Annotated in this window: 18 protein-coding genes; 8 read left to right on the top strand and 10 right to left on the bottom strand. The window is 65.0% G+C overall.

The window, feature by feature from the left end; all coding sequences use genetic code 11:
- The first annotated feature begins 266 nt into the window (after positions 1-266).
- Positions 267-1499, top strand: coding sequence for an N-acetylglucosamine-6-phosphate deacetylase (locus AC239G_RS17705; RefSeq protein ID WP_434592240.1), 1233 nt, complete (start codon positions 267-269; stop codon positions 1497-1499).
- A gap of 130 nt (positions 1500-1629) precedes the next feature.
- On the opposite strand, the gene AC239G_RS17700 is transcribed toward AC239G_RS17705, so the two are convergent.
- Complete coding sequence (locus AC239G_RS17700; protein ID WP_434592237.1) at positions 1630-3300, bottom strand: HNH endonuclease signature motif containing protein; 1671 nt, start codon at positions 3298-3300, stop codon at positions 1630-1632.
- Between the two features lie 229 nt (positions 3301-3529).
- On the opposite strand from AC239G_RS17700, the gene AC239G_RS17695 reads away from it, so the two are divergent.
- From AC239G_RS17695 to AC239G_RS17680, 4 genes are all read left to right on the top strand, one after another.
- Entirely contained in the window at positions 3530-4012 is a 483-nt protein-coding gene (locus AC239G_RS17695; protein ID WP_139468989.1) for a ferredoxin reductase domain-containing protein, read from the top strand.
- Between the two features lie 67 nt (positions 4013-4079).
- Complete coding sequence (locus AC239G_RS17690; RefSeq protein WP_434592234.1) at positions 4080-4775, top strand: hypothetical protein; 696 nt, start codon at positions 4080-4082, stop codon at positions 4773-4775.
- Positions 4776-5216: 441 nt separating this feature from the next.
- Positions 5217-5885: a copper chaperone PCu(A)C gene (locus tag AC239G_RS17685; protein WP_487489425.1), complete on the top strand. Its 669-nt coding sequence runs from the start codon at positions 5217-5219 to the stop codon at positions 5883-5885.
- Positions 5875-7185: a Dyp-type peroxidase gene (locus AC239G_RS17680; RefSeq protein WP_434592228.1), complete on the top strand. Its 1311-nt coding sequence runs from the start codon at positions 5875-5877 to the stop codon at positions 7183-7185. Before AC239G_RS17685 ends, AC239G_RS17680 begins: the two co-directional genes overlap by 11 nt.
- 68 nt (positions 7186-7253) lie before the next feature.
- Here the strand turns inward: AC239G_RS17680 and AC239G_RS17675 are convergent, their stop codons facing one another.
- From AC239G_RS17675 to AC239G_RS17650, 6 genes are all read right to left on the bottom strand, one after another.
- The gene (locus AC239G_RS17675; RefSeq protein WP_482400936.1) at positions 7254-8156 is read right to left on the bottom strand and encodes a glycine betaine ABC transporter substrate-binding protein; all 903 of its coding nucleotides are present in this window, start codon (positions 8154-8156) and stop codon (positions 7254-7256) included.
- A gap of 338 nt (positions 8157-8494) precedes the next feature.
- A complete protein-coding gene (locus tag AC239G_RS17670; protein WP_487489424.1) occupies positions 8495-9061 on the bottom strand; it encodes a methylated-DNA--[protein]-cysteine S-methyltransferase in 567 nt (188 codons plus the stop codon).
- A gap of 201 nt (positions 9062-9262) precedes the next feature.
- Entirely contained in the window at positions 9263-10168 is a 906-nt protein-coding gene (locus AC239G_RS17665) for a glycine betaine ABC transporter substrate-binding protein (protein WP_487489423.1), read from the bottom strand.
- 53 nt (positions 10169-10221) lie between these two features.
- Positions 10222-11121 carry an ABC transporter permease gene (locus tag AC239G_RS17660; RefSeq protein WP_181271519.1) on the bottom strand — a complete coding sequence of 300 codons (900 nt, stop codon included), beginning with the start codon at positions 11119-11121 and terminating at the stop codon, positions 10222-10224.
- Entirely contained in the window at positions 11121-12431 is a 1311-nt protein-coding gene (locus AC239G_RS17655; RefSeq protein ID WP_181271518.1) for a quaternary amine ABC transporter ATP-binding protein, read from the bottom strand. The genes AC239G_RS17660 and AC239G_RS17655 overlap by 1 nt, the downstream gene beginning before the upstream one ends.
- A gap of 351 nt (positions 12432-12782) precedes the next feature.
- Positions 12783-13583 carry an alpha/beta fold hydrolase gene (locus tag AC239G_RS17650; protein WP_482401763.1) on the bottom strand — a complete coding sequence of 267 codons (801 nt, stop codon included), beginning with the start codon at positions 13581-13583 and terminating at the stop codon, positions 12783-12785.
- 57 nt (positions 13584-13640) lie between these two features.
- Between AC239G_RS17650 and AC239G_RS17645 the strand changes: the two genes are divergently transcribed.
- Positions 13641-14543 (top strand): type I 3-dehydroquinate dehydratase, encoded by a 903-nt coding sequence (locus AC239G_RS17645; RefSeq protein WP_487489422.1) that lies wholly within the window; start codon positions 13641-13643, stop codon positions 14541-14543.
- A 175-nt stretch (positions 14544-14718) separates the two neighbouring features.
- Here AC239G_RS17645 and AC239G_RS17640 read toward each other — a convergent pair whose 3' ends face one another.
- The gene (locus AC239G_RS17640) at positions 14719-15018 is read right to left on the bottom strand and encodes a DUF4235 domain-containing protein (protein WP_092010107.1); all 300 of its coding nucleotides are present in this window, start codon (positions 15016-15018) and stop codon (positions 14719-14721) included.
- Between the two features lie 247 nt (positions 15019-15265).
- Here AC239G_RS17640 and AC239G_RS17635 point away from each other — a divergent pair, with 247 nt between their 5' ends.
- Positions 15266-15466, top strand: a complete 201-nt coding sequence (locus tag AC239G_RS17635; protein ID WP_139468999.1) for a hypothetical protein — start codon at positions 15266-15268, stop codon at positions 15464-15466.
- A 106-nt stretch (positions 15467-15572) separates the two neighbouring features.
- On the opposite strand, the gene AC239G_RS17630 is transcribed toward AC239G_RS17635, so the two are convergent.
- Together AC239G_RS17630 and AC239G_RS17625 are read right to left on the bottom strand one after the other, a co-directional pair.
- Positions 15573-16460, bottom strand: a complete 888-nt coding sequence (locus tag AC239G_RS17630) for an aminotransferase class IV (protein WP_487489421.1) — start codon at positions 16458-16460, stop codon at positions 15573-15575.
- Positions 16457-17560: a VIT1/CCC1 transporter family protein gene (locus tag AC239G_RS17625; protein ID WP_139469001.1), complete on the bottom strand. Its 1104-nt coding sequence runs from the start codon at positions 17558-17560 to the stop codon at positions 16457-16459. Before AC239G_RS17625 ends, AC239G_RS17630 begins: the two co-directional genes overlap by 4 nt.
- A 476-nt stretch (positions 17561-18036) precedes the next feature.
- Here AC239G_RS17625 and AC239G_RS17620 point away from each other — a divergent pair, with 476 nt between their 5' ends.
- A complete protein-coding gene (locus AC239G_RS17620) occupies positions 18037-20187 on the top strand; it encodes a M28 family peptidase (protein ID WP_487489420.1) in 2151 nt (716 codons plus the stop codon).
- Positions 20188-20217: the final 30 nt, after the last annotated feature.

Here is a 20217-nt window from a genome sequence, read left to right as displayed (position 1 = left end):
GGTTCGTCGGTTTCCTGAGGTGGGCGCGGCAACCGGTTCGTCCGCGCCCCGCGCCGGGGCGGCTACCGGTTTGTCGGCGCCCCTGGGGCGAGGCGGCAAGCGGTTCGTTCGCACCCTGGGGCGAGCCGACAGCCGATCTGTCGGCACAACACCCGTCGGCACCTTGCCCGACGAGACCCAACTCGCCAAGACCCTGCTGCGGGGCAAATTCACCAACTGATTCCGTACCCTGAATGAGGCGTTCGCAGAGCGATGGAAGGACCCTGATGACACAGACCGAACAGATCCCCGCCGAGGCGGTCATCCACAATGCGTGCATCCTCGACGGCGATCGGGCGACGTTCACCGAGGCGACCGCGGACACGTGGATCGCGGTCGCCGAGGGAACGGTCACGGCACGGGGCCGCGGGGACGGCTGGAAGGACAGGGCCGCCTCGGCGAGAGGTGAGGTCATCGACGCCGCCGGCGGATACGTGGCTCCCGCGTTCGTCGATATCCACTGTCACGGTGCGGGCGGTGCGAGCGCCGAGGACAGGAGCGAGGGGATCGATGCGATCTTCGACGTGCATTGGGCCCACGGCACCGGCAGGCTCGCTCTGTCCTACGTCTCCGACACGATCGAGGGGCTGTGTGAGTCCTTGCGCGCGGGCGCCGGACTCGTCCGTGAGCGGGCCATGGTCATGGGCCTGCACGCCGAAGGCCCGTTCCTGTCCCCGGATTTCAAAGGTGCGCATGCGCCCGAAGTGCTCACATCGCCGACTCCGGAGGCGGTCGAAGCAATCCTCGAGGCGGCCGATGGAACTCTGAGCCAGATCACCATCGCGCCCGAACTTCCCGGTGCTCTCGATGCGATCGGTCGGTTCTCTGCGGCAGGGGTGCGTGTGGCCGTCGGTCACACGGCTGCCGATTATGCGCTGGCCGCGCAGGCCTTCGAGGCGGGGGCGAGCATCCTCACCCACGCGTTCAATGCGATGCCCGGAATCCATCACCGTGCTCCGGGGCCGGTCCTTGCCGCGGCCGAGGCCGAGCATGTCACCGTCGAACTCATCAATGACGGCGTCCACGTGGTTGCCCCGGTCGCGCGTATGCTCCACGAACTCGTGCCCGGGCGCATCGCTCTCATCACTGACGCCATGGCGGCGACCGGCCTGCACGATGGGAGCTATCACCTTGGTTCGCTACCGGTCGAGGTCAAGGATTCGGTGGCTCGTCTGGTTACCGCGGATGGCACTCAGGGCGCCATCGCGGGGTCCACGTTGACGATGGACGAGGCTGTGAAGCGGGCCGTCGCCGAGGTGGGACTCAGCCCGTTCGACGCTGTGCAGTCCGCAGGATTCGTTCCATTGCGTGCGGTGGGCGGAGTGCCGGAGCCGGGTGATTCTCTGCAGGCGGCGGGCAGTGCCGCCGGTGCCGGAAGCCTGTTGGCTCCCGGAATGCCGGCTGACCTCCTGCTCCTCGATGAGGACATGAGCATCCGAGCCTCTTCATTGGGGGACTGAACCCGCCTGAACCGGGCTGAACCGAGTTGCATCGAGTTGAACCGGGCTGAACCGAGTTGAACCTGGAAAGTGGGCTGAACCCGGCCGAAGCTGGAAAGTGGGCACAGCTGTCCCCTGAAAGTTGGGGCGGCTATTTGTCGAACAGGGAGTCGACGATGTCGTCCGCGATGAAGCGGGCGTGGAGGATCGGCTTACGAGCCGGGTCCTTTGCGGCAGGCGGAATGTAGGCCGGTCGCCCGTCGAAGAGCATCACCGTGTCCCAGGCGGTGCGGTCGAGCAGGTGGTGGTGATAGCTGCAGAGCAGCGCGAGATTGTTGATCTCCGTCTTTCCGCCGAGCGACCATGGAAACACATGGTTGGCATCGCACCAACCGGGAGGGGCGTCACAGCCGGGGAAGGTGCAACCTCGGTCACGGGCGGTGATCACTGCCAACTGTTTGCGATTGGCGAAGCGCTGTTCTGTGGCCACCTGCATCGTCTTGGCCCTGTCGCTCATTAGGTGGAAGAACAGCGAGCCGTTGAGGCCGTTTCTCATCAGTTCCTTGATGGGAATGGGATTGTCGGCGCCCGTGGTTCCGTGTCCTGTTCCTTTGGCCAGATCTTCGGCGGTGGCGTTGATGACGAGAGCATAAGGCGCTCCTGCAGCCGTCCGCTGCTTGTCGATCGTCGTGACGAGGCCGGCGAATCGTTCGTAGATCCATTCGCGCGCCGAGGGCTGTTCGGCGCTGACGTCGACGAATCCGCCGTCCTCACGAACGCCGACGCCGGGGACGGCAGCCGGATTCCCGCTCGTGCGAGCTGCGTTGAGATCGGGTGTCGGAACTCGCTTCGCGTCATATCGGTCACCGGAGAGCACCGCGTCGACGATCTCAAGCAGCTCTTTGTCTGGCAGCGGCGAGCTCGTCTCCTCAGAAGCAGCGGTGACGGTGGCGGGATTGCCCGCGGCCGCGATCTCAGAGGCGCCGGTCGCCGAGTCGACGCCAGTCTTGTCGGCTTCTCCCGCAGACTGGATCCGTGAGGTCAGCAGTCCGTTGAGAGTGCCGCCGGTGACGGGGTCGAGCAGTCCACGCAGCTCCCAGTCGCCGTTGGCCTTGGCGCGCATGGACATGTTGTACGCAGAGCGGTCGGCCGAGTCATTCGGCTCTGCGCCGTCCGGGTCGATATAGCCCATGAGCTTGCCGAAGATCTCGCGCAGGTCCTTGAGACGGACCTTGGGTGCGTTGTCGACCAAGCGTGTCTCGACGTCGGTGCGGACCGTCTGACTGACCCACGTGGGCAGTTTGCGCATGCAGTCTTCGATGACAGACGCCTGGGCGGCGGAGATCGTGCCGGCATGGAGCGCATCTGCGACGACAGGGTAGAGAGGCGGCAGAGCCTGTCCGGCCATGTCGACGCGTCCGCCGAGGTTCTTGGCCATATCGGTGCGGCGATTCGCCTCCGCGCCGGTGAGGTTGAATCGGTTCTCGATGAGCGACTTCGTCGACTTGGCGCCGAAGTCGCTGGGTGTTCCGACACGTTCGCAGACGGAGAGCGCGAGCGTCGACAATGCATCGTTGATGCGTGTGATCGCCTCGACCCCATCGGCGAGCATGATGGCCTGATCCGGTCCCATGGGGCGATCGAACGAGCGCAGCTCATCTTTGAGGCTCATCAGCTGAGTGATCGAAGAGGTGACCTCGGGCGCAAAGCGGCTGAGATCTGCCCACTCCTCGTCGGCCAGCAGCGGGTGTCCGCTGGTCTGCGAGGAGTTGTCGGCGTTCCGATCGGAATGATCGGAGCTGCGTTCGGGAGTGAGGGTCATGGGGATGAATTCCGTTCACCAACATCGTTGTTGTTGGAATCCAGTGTACGCTCATAATACGTGGAAAGCCATAGGTGATCGATAAAAGTTTCGAACACAAATCTGATGTTCGTCACAGTTCGAGAATGTTGACAAGCCTCTTTGAGTCCATGCAGGTCAGGAGTGGTGTCGGCCGCAGCCGAGATGAACCGGCTTCGAATGTGTCAGTCGGTCGTGGCACGATTGGAGTATGGATGCCCTGCTCCTCATTGACACCGACGACGCCAGCTACCCCAGCGATGACGCCATGGAGACCCTCGGCGATATCGTCACCCGCACCCGCGCTGTGGGCGGTGTGCTCATCTTCGCGTCGACGAAGGCCGACCTCGCCGACACTCCCGATGAGGAGCTGAGCATCTTCGTCCCCGATGAGGAGGATCTCGTGCTCCGATCCGAGAGCCCGGATGTGTTCGAGGGCGTCGACGATCTGGCCGCAGGTCTGCATGACCTCTCCGTCGACCGGATCATTATCGCCGGCGCCGACGCGTCCTCGGCGGGCACCCCCGGAGCCGTCTACGCCTCGGCGATGGCGGGTCTTGTGTGCAACTTCGACGTCGTCGTCCTTTCCGACTCCACCACTGACCCCGATGGCAACCTCGTCGCCTGGGGGGATGCTGCCGCTGATGCCGGTGCCATGGTCAAGAAGACCGCCGATACCTGGCTGCGGATGTAGGCTCAGTCGCCTTCCCGAAATTGTTCTACATTGAGTAGAATGTGGGAGCGAGCTGAGAGGAGGGCCCATGACCGGATGGACGAAATCCGTACGTGCGCTCTTCGCTGCCCTCTTCACGACTCTCCTCGCCCTGCTCATGCACCTCGGTGCCGGTGGCGGCGTCTCGATTCCGGGCACTGTGGTCGTCTTCGTTCTCGTCCTCTGGGCGGCGATGATCGTCGCCGGCAGGCGCCTGGGCTACCTGACTCTGGCGGGCCTGCTCGGCCTCGGGCAGGTGCTCATGCACCTGACGATGAGCTGGTCTGCACACACCTTCGCTCATGCGGGGGCCCACGCGGGAACCGCTCAATCCGGAAGCGGGCAGGCCGGAGCTGCAGGTGCCGGATCCACTTCCGCCGAGGCGGCCCTCCACGCCCACGCTGGGCACATCGTGCCAGCCCCTGGCACTCTTGATCTCGGTCCTGCCGCGTCCGCGCTCGGACATGCGAGCCACGGGGCAACCTCGGTGGGGATGATCATCGCCCACGTCGTCGCCGTCCTCGTCACCGCCGTGATCCTCAAACGCGGTGAGGACATCGTCCTCAGCATTCTGCAGCTGGCACTGGGCCCGGTGATCGGCGCACTGCGAGCCCTCGACGAGGCGGCCGGAGTCCTGGCCGACGAACCGTTCCGCAAGCTCTGCGCTTCGTTCCGGGTGCCGCAGCCGGTCACATCGGCGGTGGTCGGCCCGAACTACCGCCGCGGCCCGCCCGCGTTCGGCTGACATCCCAATCGGCGTTTGCAGCGCCGACCCGCACCTGGTTTCCCGGGTGACCATCCATCTTCGGGCGACCGCCCAGACGGCGGCGCGCCGCCCCTCGGTGACAGTCGAACACGTCCGCGCACACCGCTGCGCGCAGAGGACACGTACCCGCACCCTGGCCAGCACATGCCCTGCGCACTTGCACTCGCACGAGCTGCGCGCAGGCAACTGTGACCTGCGCAAAGGCTCACGAAAGCGCTGCCGGTCAGCCGCGTTCCCTGCACACAGGCGGACGAACGCGATGCGGCTCAGCGCCCGCAGCTTCGGGCAGCAGAGACTCTGCGACCGAAGATCCTCGTCGTCTGACGGCGGGGGGCACGCGGGACTGCCTGTGCCAACAGGTGACCGCGGCGCGCGCCGACATGTGCTCGACAGCACCTGAATGACGAAAGTGCAGATATCATGCGAAAGAACATCACCCTGGCCCTTGCCCTGCCCATCGCCGTCGCCATCGGCCTGGCAGGCTGCGGCCAAGACGACAGCAAGGCCGCCGGCTCGACACAGACCGACGGCGGCAGCTCCACCTCGGCGGAATCCTCGGAAAGCGCGGTCGACGCCGAAGCGCTCAGCTTCGACGGCGCATGGGTCAAGGCCGCCGACGACGGAATGACTGCGGTCTTCGGGGAGCTGAAGAACAACACCGACGCCGACATCAACTTCGTCGAGGCGAAATACGCGGACGCGGAGATGGTCGAACTCCACGAAACCGTAGGCGACGGCTCGGGCGGAATGTCCATGCAGGAGAAGAAGGGCGGCTTCACCATCCCGGCCGGGGAGAGCCTCCGCTTCGAGCCCGGAGGCGATCACATCATGATCATGGGACTGAAGAAGGCGATCAAGCCGGGCGAGCAGATCAAGCTCGATCTCGTCACCGCCGATGACGAGACCGTCGAGGTCACGGCCGTGGCCAAGGAGTACTCCGGAGCCCAGGAAGACTACGCGCCCGGTGAGGCCGAAGGCTCCAGCGACGACCACGGCGACCATGGTGAGCACGGCGACGACGGCAAACACACCGGCGCCGACAGCGAAGAGCACGAGAACTCCGACCAGGGAGACCACAGTGACCACTGAGCCTGGTTGCACCGGCTTCAGCCGCCGAGGTCTCCTGACCTCGGCGGCCGCGGCCGGCGGCGCAGGTGTCGTCGGTGCCACGGCCGGGTTCGCACTCGGCCGCGGCGCCGGGTCTCCGGGCGGGAGCGGCGGCGACGGTGGGCCGCCTCGGCGAGATCTGGACGGGGCGAACGGGCCGCAGACCGAGCCGTTCTACGGCACTCATCAATCCGGGGTCGAGACCCCGCCGCAGGCCTTCGCGCACTTCATCGCGTTCACGCTGGGGCCCGGGATCAAGGCCGCCGAAGCGGTGCGCTGGCTGCGGCTGCTCACCGCGGATGCAGCCGCGCTGACGCAGGGGCAGGCCCCGTTGGCCGACTCCGAATCCGAGCTCGCCGTCGACCCTGCCCGACTGACGGTGACCTTCGGGTTCGGATCCGAGCTGGTGGCGCTGGCCGGAAGGGAGCACGTCCCGGATTGGCTGAAGCCCTTGGAAGCGTTCTCGATCGATCGCCTCGATCAGGACCGCTGCCAGGGCGACCTGCTCCTGCAGATCTGCGGCGACGACCCGCTGACCTTGGCACATGCCAGGCGCATGCTGTTCAAGGATTCGCGATCGTTCGCCGAGGTGGCCTGGCAGCGGGACGGATTTCGACGTGCCTACGGCAGCGCAGGGGAGGGGAAGACCCAGCGGAACCTCTTCGGCCAGCTCGACGGCACTGCGAATCCTGGACCCGGATCCGAGGACTTCGCGCGGACCATCTGGGGGCAGGGCACCGAGACCGCGAATCCGGTGTTCTCCGCCCGCGGGGAGCCGCCGGCCGACCTCGGTGCGCATCTGCCGGTGTGGATGCGCGGGGGAACGACGCTGGTTCTGCGCGATATCGCGATGAACCTCGACACCTGGGATCAGGCCGACCGACCGGCACGGGAGTTCGCGGTCGGGCGGACCATGGGCACCGGGGCACCGCTGTCGGGTGAGGACGAGTTCGACGTCCCGGACTTCACCGCCGTCGATCAGCGCGGACTGACGAAGATCTCACAGGTCGCGCATATCGCCCGGGCCCGCGACGGACTGGGTCCGGAGGTGCAGATCCACCGGCGCACGTTCAACTACGAGACCGGTGCGGGTGGGGATTCGGGGCTGCTGTTCGCGTCGTTCCAGGCCGATATCGAACGGCAGTTCCTGCCGATCCAGCGCCGACTCGCCGAGGTGGACCTGCTCAACGAATGGACGACCCCGATCGGGTCGACCGTGTGGGCGATCCCGCCCGGAGCGACCGAGGACGGGTACGTCGGGCAGGAATTGTTCGACGGCTGAGAAAGCGGCGCGGCCGCCGGACTCGCAGAAGCGGGGGCGGCGGCCGCACCGTATGTTCGCGCAGCGGCTCAGTCGGTGATCTCGGAGTCGAAGGCCTTCGGATTGTCCTTGACCCACTGGTCGACGGCGTCGCCTTCCTGGCCCTCTTTGTATTCGTTGACGATGAGGTCCTCGAGCTCACCGTACGTCTTGTCGTCGAGCTTGATCCCCTTGATGAGCTCCGACGCCTCAGGGAACTCGTCGCTGAAGCCCTCGGTACCGAGGAAGTGCATCTTCTCCGGATCGCCCATGGCGTTCTTCGGATCCTTGAGCTCCTTGACGTCGTAGGCATTGTTCGCCCAGAACGGACGCCACAGGGTGACGACGATGTCGTCCTGCGCATCGATGGCATTGCCCAGCTCGGTGAGCATGGCCGGGGTCGAGGAGGTGACGAGTTCGAAGTCCTTCTCGAGGTCGTAGGCAGGCATCATCGAATCCTTCGTCACCTTGGTGAGACCGGCTCCGGGCTCGATGCCGACGATCTTGCCGTCGAACTCGTCGGCATTGTCTTTGAGCTCATCCATCGAATCGATGTCGACATAGTCGGGCACGACGATCGTGTTCTGCGCCTTGTCGTAATAGGTGCTGATGTCCTCGATCTTGTCGCCGTACTCATCCATGTACTGCTTGTGGGTCTTCTCCGGCCAGGCGGAGGGGTAGATGTCGATGTCGCCGTTCGCCACTCCCGCATAGAGGATCGCGGCCTCGGAGATCGTCTCCAGCTCGGGCTCGTATCCCAGCTTCTCGAGCTGGTCCTCGAGCAGGAACGCGGTGCTGCGGCTGTCGGACCACGAAGAGATGTAGCCGATCTTGATTGTGCCCTTGTCGCCGTCGGAGCCGGAGTCCTTGCTGGCTTCCTGGGAGCACCCGGTCAGGGCGAGACCCAGGGCCGCGCAGGCGGCGACGACGGTGGTGATTGTGCGTGACTTCATCAGTTTCCTCTTCGCGGTGGCTGCTCGAGCGCGGTGAAACCGCCGACTCTGGCAATTCCGATCGTCCGAGCAGGAACATGTGAATGCAGGATCATTTGTGATCACAAAAGTTGGTACGGCAATGTAATCACATTATTCGCGTAACTTCCAGTGGCGTCCTCCAGATCTGCCGTGGCCCCCGACCGGTGTCCGGAGAGCTCCGCCCGGCGGACAGCTGAATGCGGCAGACTACCGGCACGGAACGGGACCAAAACGAGCCCGGTGCGGGACCGAAGCGAGCCAGACGCGGTACCGAAGCGAGCCAGACGCGGGCCAAGAACGTTTCGGCAGCGTCAGCGTCAGAACAGGGGCTGCGGCAGGGCGTCTTCGAACTCGAGGAGGCGTCGCTTGGTCTCGAGCTCGTGCCCGGGCAGCCCGCCCGAATACCCGCCGAGCCCGTCACCGGCGACAACACGATGGCAGGGGACGATGATCGGGACCGGATTGAGTCCCATGATCCCGCCGACGGCACGCGCCGGAATCCCGGTTCCGCTGGCTTCGGCGAGCTGTCCGTAGGTGACCGTGGTCCCTGCCGGGACCTCTTCGGCCAAGGTCGTCAAAACGGTCCTCGCGACGTCCGAGATCTGACCGAAGTCCACGGGCAGGTCGAAATCGCCGAGGCGGCCGTCGAAGTACGCTCGCAACTGGGCGACCGCCTCGACGAGGATCGGATCCGAGGCGACGGCCGCCTCGGCGGGGATCGAAACAGAGGGTCCCGAGGCGGCGGCCGCCTCGGTGGGGATCGGATCGGCGGCGTCGGTCGCCTCGGCGGAAATGTGCCATTCGAGTCGGACGACGGACCGGCCGTCGCTTGTCACAGTGAGGGGGCCGACGAAAGTGTCGACGGATGCCGAAGCAGTCGTCATGGGATGTCCTCCGTCCGGGCCGGCACACCGAAAACGGTGTCAACGGCGATTCTCAGCCGAGTCTACTCATACAGCTGTGCCCTCCCGACTCGTCCGAGTCGGAAGGGCACAGCATTTCATGACCACACGCCGGGCAATGGGGAAGCCCGCAGCCGAGCCGACGATGTCGTCCTCAGTGCGGCTGCTGCCGCGGCGTCAGGATCACTTCTCGTCCGGCAGCTCACCTTCGTAGGCGTCGGGGTTGGCCTTCAGCCACTCGGCGATGGCCTTCTTGCCATCATCCTTGTACTTGTTGACGACCAGGTCCTCGAGGTCTCCGTACTGCTTGTCATCCATCTTGATCTTCCCGACGTAGTCAGCAGCGTCGGAGAACTCTTCGCCGAAGCCCTTGGTCGCGGTGAAGTGGAGTTTCTCGGGGTCTCCCATCGCACCTTTCGGGTCCTCGAGGTCCTTGACCGGGTACTCGTTGTTGGCCCAGAACGGACGCCACAGGGTGACGACGATGTCCTTCTCTGCGTCGGTCGCATTGCCGAGCTCGGTGAGCATGGCAGCGGTCGACGAGGTGACGAGCTCGTATTCGTCGTCGAGACCGTATTCGGGAATCATCGCCTTGGTGGCCTTGGTCAGACCGGCTCCGGGCTCGATTCCGATGATCTCGCCGCCGAAGTCCTTGCCCTTGCCCTTGAGGTCCTCGATCGAGTTGATGTCCTTCATGTACTTCGGGACGGCGATCGTGAGGACGGCGTTGTCGTAGTAGGCGCCGAGGTCTTCGAGGTCGTCACCGTACTCATCGATGTACTGCTTATGCGTGACCTCGGGCCACGACGACGGATACATGTCGATATCGCCGTTGGCGACACCGGCGTACAGGACGGCGGCGTCGTTGAAGGTCTCGGTCTCGACGTTGTAGCCCATCTTGCCCAGCTGATCTTCGAGCAGGAGCGAGATGCTCTGGCCGTCGGTCCAGCCGGTGACGTAGCCGAGCTTGATGTCGCCCTTGTCGCCGCCTCCGCCGTCGTCCTTCGCCGCTTCCTGTGAGCAACCGGTCAGAGCAAGGCCGAGGGCTGCGACTGCAGCGACGATCGGGGTGAGGAATCTTCTCTTCATTGTGTGTTCCTTTTCTCTAGTGATCGACTATTCAGTTTGTGTGGTCCATCGACTCAGGCCGCTGCCGCAGCCGCCTTGTTCTTCGCGCTGCGACGACGCATCCCCGCAACCAGCGAGTGCGGGTAGTCCTTCGCATTGCCCAGGGCTGCGGTGACGCGATCGAGGTAGACCGCGATGATCACGACACCGAGTCCGGCTTCGACACCGAGCGGCAGGTTCTGGGTGGCGATCGCTTCGACGACGTTCTTTCCGAGTCCGTCGGCGCCGACCATGCCGGCGATGACGGCCATCGCCAGTGCGAGCATGATGACCTGGTTGATGCCGGCCATGATCGTCGGGGTGGCCAAGGGCAGCTGGACTCCGCGGAGGATCTGGCCGGGAGTCGCACCGAAGGACTGTCCGGCTTCGACCGTCTCCGAATCGACCCCGCGGATGCCGAGCTCGGTGAACCGCACACCCGGGGGCAGAGCGAAGATCACCGTGGCCACGAGGCCGGGAACGACGCCGATGCCGAAGAAGGTGACTGCCGGGATGAGGTAGACGAATGCCGGCATCGTCTGCATGAAGTCGAGGATCGGTTTGATGACCGCCGAGGCTCTGTTGCTGCGCGCGGCCAGAATGCCGACCGGGACGGCGATGATGATGGCGATGACAGCGGCGATGATGATCAGCGCCAGGGTCTGCATCGCGGCCACCCATTGGTCCATCGTCATGATGAAGAACAGGGTGATGAGCGTGCCCACGGCCATCTGCCACGAGCGGAAGATCCAGCCGATGAGCGCCAGCAGAATGATGATGACGAGCGGGTGGAGGTCGACGAGTACGTCGGTGAGGACTTCGATGAGGAAGTTGAACAGCCAGGTGACGGCGTCGAAGAACCATGCGACGTTGTCTTTGAGCCAGTCGAAGACGGTGTCGACCCAGGCTCCGATCGGAATTCGGATGTTCTCCATCAGCTCTCACTCCTTCCGCCGGTGGCCTGCGGTGCGACTGCATCATCGCCTTCGGCGAGTACCTGGTCGATGATTCCGGTGTCGACCGGCTCGGGCCAGTCTTCGACAGCGGCTTCCGTCGAGGCCTCGTCGTTGCCGTTCTGCGTGCCGAGCGCGGCGAGCAGCGTGGCTCGGGGGACGACGCCGACGAGTTCGCCGTCCGCGTCGGTGACGGGCACCGGCAGAGGCATCTCCGCGGTCGGGAGGAAGAGATCGATGAGCAGGTCGTCCGGAGATGCGGGGTGGGCGACCGGTTTGATGATCTCGTCGAGAGTCGTGGCACCTGTCCGGATGTGTTCGATGCAGTCGCGGTCGCTGACGAGGCCGAGGAACTTCCTGTCCCTGTCCGTGACGTACACGCCTGAGGCGCCGTTGTCGCGCATGGTGCGCAGTGCAACTCGGGGACCGTTCTGATTGCTCACGGTCTGCCGAGCCTTCTCCATGACGTTGTTGGCAGTCAGCACGCGGGCCCGGTCGACGTCGTGGACGAACTGTGCCACGTAGTCGTTGGCCGGGTCGGTGAGGATGTCCTCCGGGGTGCCGACCTGGACGATGCGTCCGTTGCGCATCACCGCGATCCGGTCACCGAGGAACATCGCCTCATTGAGGTCGTGGGTGATGAAGATGATGGTCTTCTTCAGCTCCCGCTGCAGTTCGACGAGCTGTTCCTGCATCTCGCGCCGGATCAGCGGGTCGAGGGCGGAGAAGGCTTCGTCCATGAGGAGGATGTCGGTCTCTGCCGCCAGCGCGCGGGCCAGGCCGACGCGCTGCTGCATACCGCCGGAGAGCTGTTCGGGGAACTTGTCGCCCCAGCCTTCGAGGCCGACGGCCTTGAGCCAGCGGTCGGCGGCCTTGTCCCGCTCCGCCTTCGTGACTCCGCGGATCTCGAGCGCATAGGCGGCGTTGTCGCGGACGGTGCGGTGCGGGAGCAGTGCGAAGTGCTGGAACACCATCGAGATGTGTTCGCTGCGGACCTTGCGCAGTGCGGCCGGATCGATCTTCGCGATGTCGGTGCCCAGCACCTCGACGGATCCGGCGGTGGGTGCCCAGAGTCCGTTGAGAGTGCGGATCAGGGTCGACTTGCCCGAGCCTGACAGGCCCATGACGACGAAGATCTCGCCGGCCTCGACCTCGAAGCTCGCATCGATGACGGCGGCGGTTCCGAGTTTTGTCAGATCATCTCGGTCGGCGCCCTCTTCGAGTCGTTTGACGACTTCGTTTTCGCGCTTTCCGAAAACTTTGTAGACGTGTGACGCTTTGACAACGCTCACGTGCTTCCTCCTTGCATTCTTGGCAGTCCGCAAGAACGAGAGGCTTCACCCCCGTTTGCACGGTTCGGTGCTCGCAGATCAGATCCGAATAGCTCAATTGCGCACGCGCCTCACCGCACACGGATATCTGATCCACCATTGTAGTTTTGTTCAGGGTTTTCGGTAGAGATCTTGTTGGGATTATGCGGCGCGTCGCCCTTGACTAGCGCTCTGACCTGGGCAAACAGATGTTCGTGCGTTACTTGATTGTTATAATCATCGATTGGAGCATGTAGGTATGCCGTTAATGGATTTGATACCGGATATGGGATTTTGATGCAGTAGGCGGCCTTGCCTCCGGAATTCCTGCCTTCAGGAATTATGCAGCGATTCCGTGAGGAATCGGACCACGGCCGGAGTGACCACCTCGGCGAATTCTTCGAAGAATCCGTGTCGGCCTTCCGGCAGAATCAGCAGCTGAGATCCGGGGATGCGCTCGTGGAGGATGCGGGCGTTCCCGACAGGGTTCATCCGATCGGCATCGCCGTGCATGATCAGCGTCGGGGCGGAGATCTCGGGCAGCCGGTCCCAGGCATTGTGATTGGCGCTCACGCGCAGATGGGCGGATGACTCGGCCGCCGTCATCGTGTCGTCGCCGAGCATCTTGCTGTACTCCGCCGATACCGTCCATTCGGGGGTGTAGAAGAGGTCGAAGAGGTACTGCGTGTGCTCGTCACCACGCAGCCTCGCCAGAGCTTGGCCGACCTCACGCGGACGCTTGACGGCATGCGGCCCGCCGGGCGAGGTGCACCCGAGGACCAGAGCGCTCACCCGCTCCGGATGGTTGAGTGCCAGCATCTGAGAGATCCGCCCGCCCATGGACGTGCCGTAGATCGCGGCCCGATCCGCGCCGAGGTGGTCGAGCACGTCCACGGCATCTTCGGCGAAGCTCGCTGTCGACAGTTCCCCGAGCTCACCCCGGCTGCCGCCCGTTCCGCGATAGTCGAACGTGATTGTGCGGAAGTCCGGTTCGAAGTCCCCGCGCAGATCGTCCCACCACTCGTGCGAATTCGATTGGCCCTGCAGGAGGAGCAGTGCAGGAGCGTCCTCCGGCCCGCTGACCTGGACCTCGAGGGGGAAGCCATCGCGTGCGCTGATCCTGTCCACCTGCATCGTCTCCACCCGTGTCCTCCTGCCCGCGCGCGCCTGGTCACCGCCTACGCTTGAGAAATGAAATCCTTGCCGTTCCTCAATCCTGCCGCAGGATCGCCCGCGGTGCGCAATCCTGGGCGACCTGCCGTCATCGTGCCGACACAGGCAATCGATGCAGATGAGCTCACTGCCGAATGCGCCGCGGCCGCCGCGACCGGAATCGTCGACGCCGTCGAATGGCGCATCGATCCGCTGCTCGTCGTCGCCTCCGGTCCTGCGCAGGGTGGGGTGCGCACGAGTGTGCACAGCCTCGCCGAGGCGGCCCTTCGTCTGCTTCCGAGTGCACTCACAGCGGGGTTGCCGATCCTGCTGACCGTCCGCACCGGATTCGAGGGCGGGCAGGTGGAGATCACCGAGGACGACTACGCCGAGGTGGTGCGGGAACTCATCGCCGGGGTCGCCGACGTCGAGGCGGACGCCGGAACTGCTGCCGGCACCGGTCCCACCGGCAGCGCATCATCGGGCGTTCCCGGCAGCGCATCATCGGGCGTTCCCGTGGCCATCGACGTTGAGATCGATCGGGCCGCGTCGGGCTCCCTCATCGCCTCGGCGCAGGAAGCGGGCGTGCCCGTCGTCGCTTCGCACCACAATTTCGAGTCCACGGACTCTGCCGAGCGCCTGCTGAAGACGTTCGCTGCGATGAGCGAGGCCGGAGCGCATGTGGCCAAGGTGGCGATGATGCCGCAGGCGCCGGCCGATGTTCTGCGTCTCCTGGAGGCGACTGCCGCGGCGGATGCCTCGCTGCCGGTTCCCGTGCTCGGAATCTCGATGGGATCGTTGGGCCGGACGAGCAGGATCATGGGCGCCGACTTCGGCAGCTGCGCCACATTCGCGCAGATCGGTCAGGCTTCGGCGCCGGGGCAGATCGAGGCATCGGTCCTCGCCGAGATCCTCGACCGCGTCGGACCTAGGTGTGGATGAGCGGCCTCAAAGTTCATACGTAGTGATCTTGATCAGGGCGTATGAATTTCTGACTCGCGTTTGCTGGCGGGCCGGGCTCAACCGGCAGATTTCGCCAGGGAAGCAGACGGCCCGCGAAGCATGAGCTTCGCGGGCCGCTTCGCTGCTGCAGAAGCAGCAGAAGGTCAGCGGAAGATCAGTCAGTGACCTCTTCGATCTGCTTGCGGAACTTCTTCGGCAGGGCCTCATCGCCGAAGTTGTTGCGCACGGTGTTCGCGGCGATGCGCTGAACCACGAGCTGAGCCACGGCCACACCGACACCGGAGACGATCGTCCAGGCCAGGGCCTCGGACATCGAGATCTCGTCATCGACGGGGTTCGACGGCGCCGGGCGCTTCGTCGACTTCTCCCACGCGAAGGTCAGGGTCTTGCGAGCGACGAATGCAGCTGCGATAGGCGCTCCCACGCCGATGATCTGCCAAGCGAGCTTTCCCATGCTCGTGTCCTTTCCTTTGAACATTGAGTCCCACGACTCTTACGAGACGCGGGAACGTATTCCGTCGGAGTCAACACTAACGCAGGACGATGCGCGCGAGGCCACCCGAGATTGAACGAGGTCGAGAAAGTTCGCTCATTTCATACTTTTGGGGGATGTGCCGGGCAGGCCGGGGGAGATAGCGTGAGAGCACGCTTCGATCGGGCAAGGGAAGGTCTGGGTCGAAACGTGAAGAGAAAGGCACACGATGCTGAGGAAGTGGAAGACGCGCGTCGTCACCGGACTGTTCGTCTGTGGCGCCCTCGGATTCCTGCTTGCGCTGCTGCCGGGAATGTCCGGCGTCTTCTGGCCGGTGTGGCTGATCAGCTGCGCCGCCTGCATCCTCGGGCTCGTTCTCGCCTTCACTCTCCCCTCGGCGAAACCCGCCGACGCTCTGCCCCGAGCCTGAGGGCTCGGGGCAGAGCATCCCCGAAGGCGCCCAGAGTCCGGCCACCCCGGGGCAGAGCATCCCCGAAGGCGCCTGCCGCCGCTCTGAGCCGGCGGCTCCCACGGCCTCACCGTCCGCGGATGATCTCCTGGAACCTGTCAGTCAGAGTCTGATCGACTGAGATCGCGTTCCCGTCGAGTTCGCGCAGCGCGACCGCCGTGCGCATCGACGAGACGTACCAAGCCCCATCCGCCGCCTTGACGTCGTCGAGGCTCAGGTCGGCATACTCGGCGCTCAGGCCCAGTTCCTCCGCATGATCGAAGATGAGGCGCTGCGTCGTTCCCGACAGCAGGCCCGCATCCGGATTCGGAGTGAGCAGGTGGTCGCCTCGGCGGATGATGAGATTCGCGGTCGGTCCTTCGAGCACGATTCCGTCATGGGAGACGAAAAGCGCCTCATCGGCGTCGTTGGCCGCGGCATAGCGGCCGGCGGCCTGATTGACCGCATAGGACAGAGTCTTCGCGCCGATGAGCAGCCACGGTGCCTTGCTGCCGATATAGGCGTCGAATCCGCGGTCGAGGCTGACGGCGGTGACACCTTGCTCCCGAGCTGTACGGATGTGGTCGTCGACGGGCACGGGAAAGGCCCACCCGCGGCCCCGGAATGCGCCGTTCGCGTCCTGCTCCCCGCGGGAGAGAGCGTAGCGGATCCCGAACTCGACATTCTCGGGATCGGCGGCGGCTACCTCGGCGATGAGGGAATCGATGACCCGATCCCACAGTCCTTGGTCAGGATCGGGCAGATCCAGCGCCGAGGCGGACGCGCGGAACCGGGTGAAGTGCCGTTCCCGCGACACCACGGTGGCACCGTGCGCACCCACGCTCACCAGTACGGTTTCGAAGATCCCGTCCCCACGATGAGCGGAGAGGTCTGTGACGGGCAGTTGGGCGGAACGCAGGTCGGTGAGTTCGAACGTGCCGGTGGCAGGGTTGACGAGGATGAGCGGATCGGTCATGCGGTACCTCCGAAGAGCAGGCCGAGGGCGTAGGTCACGGCAGCGGCGCCGAAGCCGATGCCGAGTTGGCGCAGGGCGCGGGGGCCGGGCGATTTGCCGGAGAGCAGGCCGACGATGCCGCCGGTGAACAGCAGTGCGATGCCGACGAGGCCGGCGGACAGGAACACGGCGGGCAGTCCGGACATGCCGAAGATGTAGGGCAGGATCGGGATGAGCGCGCCGGAGGAGAAGAAGCAGAAGCTTGAAAGGGCGGCGCCGAGGCCGGTGCCCAATTCGTCGCGGTCGACTTCGGAGTCGAGGTTCGGCAGCCTCGGTGCCTGTTTGTTCTTCGCCGCCGCGATCGTGCGGTTGGCGCGGGCCTCGGCTTCGCGGGCTTCCATTCCGCGGGCGCGGAAGACGAGAGCGAGCTCGTTGGCGTCGATGTTGAGGTCGGCCAGAGCGTGCCGGGACTCGGGATCCGGAGTGGAGGCGTCGAGGAGTTCGCGCTGGGAGCGCACCGAGATGTACTCGCCGGCTCCCATCGACAGGGCTCCGGCGAGCAGTCCGGACACGCCGGTGAGCAGGATGACGGTGTTCGAGACTCCAGCCGCGCCGACACCGAGGACGAGGGCGAGGTTCGAGACCAAGCCGTCGTTGGCGCCGAAGACGGCGGCACGGAAGTTCCCCGACAGGCGGGCACGGGAACGGGCGGCCAGGGCGCGGACCACCTCGGCGTGGATGCGTTCATCGGCGGCCATCTCGGCCGAGGCGGCTTCGTCTTCGTCATACGGCGAGCTCGTCTCGGACTGCTGAGCCAGGGCGAGGACGAACACGGAGCCGAACATGCGGCCGAGGAACGCCAGGCAGCGGGTGACGAGATCGGCGGAGCGGCGCTTCTGGGCGTGTTCACCGAGGAGGGAGATCCAATGCTCCTGATGCCGGGATTCCGCTGCGGCGAGGCTGAGCAGGATCTCGCGGTCTTCGCCCTTGCGGCGTTCGGCGAGGTTGCGATACACCCGTTCCTCGAGCCGCTCGTTGGCGAGGTAGCGCTGCCAGCGGCGAATGGTCCGCCGGTCGGGGGAGGCGGGCGGAGTCCCTCCTGCGGAGTCATTGGTCGTCACTGGTCCAAGTCTAGTCGTGCGGTCTGATTCCGGCACGGGCGGCCGTGAGGGGGCTGAGAAGACGGGCCGGGTTGCGCGGTGCGATGCGCGGGCAGGCAGCAGGTGAGGCCGGGGCGTCGCGGGAGTGACCGGTGGTGCGGCCACAGTCGCCGCAGAGAATCCGCATGTGAACCGCAGACAGTCCGCGCGTGCGAAATCAATCAGTGACCGGTTGTTATCAATTCGTAACATTAAAGCCCGCTGGGGTGCGTTAGATTAATGACCAATGTGAGTTGTGTCACCGTTTCGTTATAGAAGCATGTGATTCGTTACCAACGACGAATCATGGCGAAGCGTCAGAATCGAGCTTCCCCCGCAAGTGCAGCCGTAGATGGGCCGGCACCGGTATGGCCGAGGAGTCATGCCGCGCCGGTCGCTTCCGGTGCGCCGTCATGTGCGATTCCTCTGGACACAGACAAAGGAGCGAAAGGAACTCCATGAAGTTGCGCACGAAGAGCTGGCTGGCGGTCACCGCCACGGCCGGACTGGTCCTCGGCGGGGTGAGCCCGGCACTGGCGGCGGGCACCGCGGGGCCGACTGAACACACCGATATGGGCGTCAACGGCGACGCCGTGATGGAGCATCTGCAGAAGATCTCCGACATCTCCACCTCGCATGCGGATGAAGGATTCCGCGCGCTGGGCACGCCCGGCTACGAAGAAGCCGTGGAATACGTCGAATCCACCCTCGAGGCGACCGGTGCCTTCGATGTGAAGCGTCAGGCCTTCGAGCACGAACAGCAGAAGGACGGCACGGTCGAGGTTGTCGTCGACGGCGAGAAGGTCGATGTCAACACCGCAAGCTACACCGAGGCGACCGAAGAACCGCTGACTGGCATACCCGTGGTCCTGCCGGTCGATGATGACAACAGCGACCTTGCGGGCGGGCAGCTCGGCTGCTCTGCCGATGATTACGATGAGTCTGCTGAAGGCGCGCTCGTCCTCGCCTCCCGCGGAGAGTGCTCATTCGGCGAGAAGGCGCAGGCCGCCACCGATGCCGGTGCCGCCGCACTCATCATCTACAACAATGACGCCGACAATCCCGACGAGGAGCTCAACGCAACCCTCGGCAAGCGGATTGAGAATGGCACCCCGACCGTGACGGTGACCTACAAGGTCGGCCAGGATCTCCTTTCCAAGGTCGAGGACGCAGCGGAGGCCGAGGGTGCGACTGAGAACGCCGGCACCGAGGCCGGCAACGGCCTCGCCGGCGGAGGCGAGGCGAGTGAAGCCGACGACGCCGACGAAACGACGGGCGACGAAGCTGAGGCCGGCAGCGATGCCGCAGCGGCCGCCGTGCTCACGGCCGACTTCACGCTCGAGACCGAGTATGTGACCTCGACGACATGGAACGTCATCGCCGAGACCAAGGCCGGCGACCACGACAACGTCCAGATGTTCGGCGCCCACCTCGACGGCGTGGCCGAAGGTCCCGGCGTCAACGACAACGGTTCGGGATCTGCGGCGCTGCTCGCTTCCGCCGAGGCGCTCGCGAAACAGCCGACCGATGTCGACAACGCCATCCGCTTCGGTTGGTGGGGAGCCGAGGAGGAGGGACTCGTCGGTTCGACACACTACGTGGAGAGCCTCGACGATGCCGAGCTGGGCAAGATCAAGTCGTACATGAACTTCGACATGATCGGGTCCGACAACTACATCGTCGGCACACTCGACTCGGATGGCTCAGATGTGCCGATTCCCGACGGCGTCAACGTTCCCGAAGGCTCGGCCGAACTCGAGAAGGTCTTCACCGACTACTTCGCCGATATCGACCAGCCCAACGTCGGCACCGACTTCTCCGGGCGCTCGGACTACCAGGCGTTCATCGACAACGGGATCCCTGCCAGCGGCCTGTTCTCCGGTGCTGACGGCACGAAGACCGCCGAGGAAGCCGAGATGTTCGGCGGCACCGTCGGTGAGAAGCACGACACGAACTACCACCAGTCCACGGACACGATCGAGAACGTGAGCAAGGAATCCATCGACATCTTCGCTCCCGCCATCGGTTTCGCCGTCCACACGTTGGCCTATGACCTCACCGACGCGCCGACGGATCCTCCCACCGATCCGACGACTCCGCCCACGGATCCCACTGATCCGCCCACGGAGACGCCGACCGAGGCTCCTGATGAGCGGGCTCTGAGCATCGATCCGAAGACGATCGAGGCGCCGGACTTCGTCAGCGAGAAGGGAGTCCAGGTCGCGGCCACCGGCTGCACCGCCGACTCCACCGCGACGATGACGGTGACCCCGAACAACGGGAAGATCGAGACGTTTGAACAGACTGCCGAGGTCGGAGCCGACGGCACCGCTCGATTCGGAGTCCGCGGACTCGATGCGTCGATGGTCGACAGCTACATCGGCACCTACGACGTCACGGTCGACTGTGAAGGCGGGAATCCGCTGACCGGATCCTTCGAGGTCGTCGCCGAGGGTGACGGGCCGGGTGCCGGTGACGGCGGCAACGGTGGCGGCGGAGGAGATCTGCCGCGCACCGGTAACGAAGCCCTGCCGCTGATCCTCTCGGCCGGAGCGCTCATCGTGCTCGGTCTGGCGATGACGCTGGGTTCACGCCGCCGCCGCAGCTGAGCGGCATCCGAGACAACGTGCCCTGAACGG

The organism is Brevibacterium sp. Lmc1, from assembly GCF_057654315.1.
Note: the sequence above shows the minus strand (reverse complement) of the source record. Positions and strands in the feature narration are given on the sequence as shown.

What these genes read in the sequence shown, in the direction of transcription:
- AC239G_RS17705 (WP_434592240.1), top strand. Translation starts at nt 267, where the DNA reads ATGACACAGACCGAACAGATCCCCGCCGAGGCGGTCATCCACAATGCG.
- AC239G_RS17700 (WP_434592237.1), bottom strand. Translation starts at nt 3,300, where the DNA reads ATGACCCTCACTCCCGAACGCAGCTCCGATCATTCCGATCGGAACGCC.
- AC239G_RS17695 (WP_139468989.1), top strand. Translation starts at nt 3,530, where the DNA reads ATGGATGCCCTGCTCCTCATTGACACCGACGACGCCAGCTACCCCAGC.
- AC239G_RS17690 (WP_434592234.1), top strand. Translation starts at nt 4,080, where the DNA reads ATGACCGGATGGACGAAATCCGTACGTGCGCTCTTCGCTGCCCTCTTC.
- AC239G_RS17685 (WP_487489425.1), top strand. Translation starts at nt 5,217, where the DNA reads ATGCGAAAGAACATCACCCTGGCCCTTGCCCTGCCCATCGCCGTCGCC.
- AC239G_RS17675 (WP_482400936.1), bottom strand. Translation starts at nt 8,156, where the DNA reads ATGAAGTCACGCACAATCACCACCGTCGTCGCCGCCTGCGCGGCCCTG.
- AC239G_RS17670 (WP_487489424.1), bottom strand. Translation starts at nt 9,061, where the DNA reads ATGACGACTGCTTCGGCATCCGTCGACACTTTCGTCGGCCCCCTCACT.
- AC239G_RS17665 (WP_487489423.1), bottom strand. Translation starts at nt 10,168, where the DNA reads ATGAAGAGAAGATTCCTCACCCCGATCGTCGCTGCAGTCGCAGCCCTC.
- AC239G_RS17660 (WP_181271519.1), bottom strand. Translation starts at nt 11,121, where the DNA reads ATGGAGAACATCCGAATTCCGATCGGAGCCTGGGTCGACACCGTCTTC.
- AC239G_RS17650 (WP_482401763.1), bottom strand. Translation starts at nt 13,583, where the DNA reads ATGCAGGTGGACAGGATCAGCGCACGCGATGGCTTCCCCCTCGAGGTC.
- AC239G_RS17645 (WP_487489422.1), top strand. Translation starts at nt 13,641, where the DNA reads ATGAAATCCTTGCCGTTCCTCAATCCTGCCGCAGGATCGCCCGCGGTG.
- AC239G_RS17640 (WP_092010107.1), bottom strand. Translation starts at nt 15,018, where the DNA reads ATGGGAAAGCTCGCTTGGCAGATCATCGGCGTGGGAGCGCCTATCGCA.
- AC239G_RS17635 (WP_139468999.1), top strand. Translation starts at nt 15,266, where the DNA reads ATGCTGAGGAAGTGGAAGACGCGCGTCGTCACCGGACTGTTCGTCTGT.
- AC239G_RS17630 (WP_487489421.1), bottom strand. Translation starts at nt 16,460, where the DNA reads ATGACCGATCCGCTCATCCTCGTCAACCCTGCCACCGGCACGTTCGAA.
- AC239G_RS17620 (WP_487489420.1), top strand. Translation starts at nt 18,037, where the DNA reads ATGAAGTTGCGCACGAAGAGCTGGCTGGCGGTCACCGCCACGGCCGGA.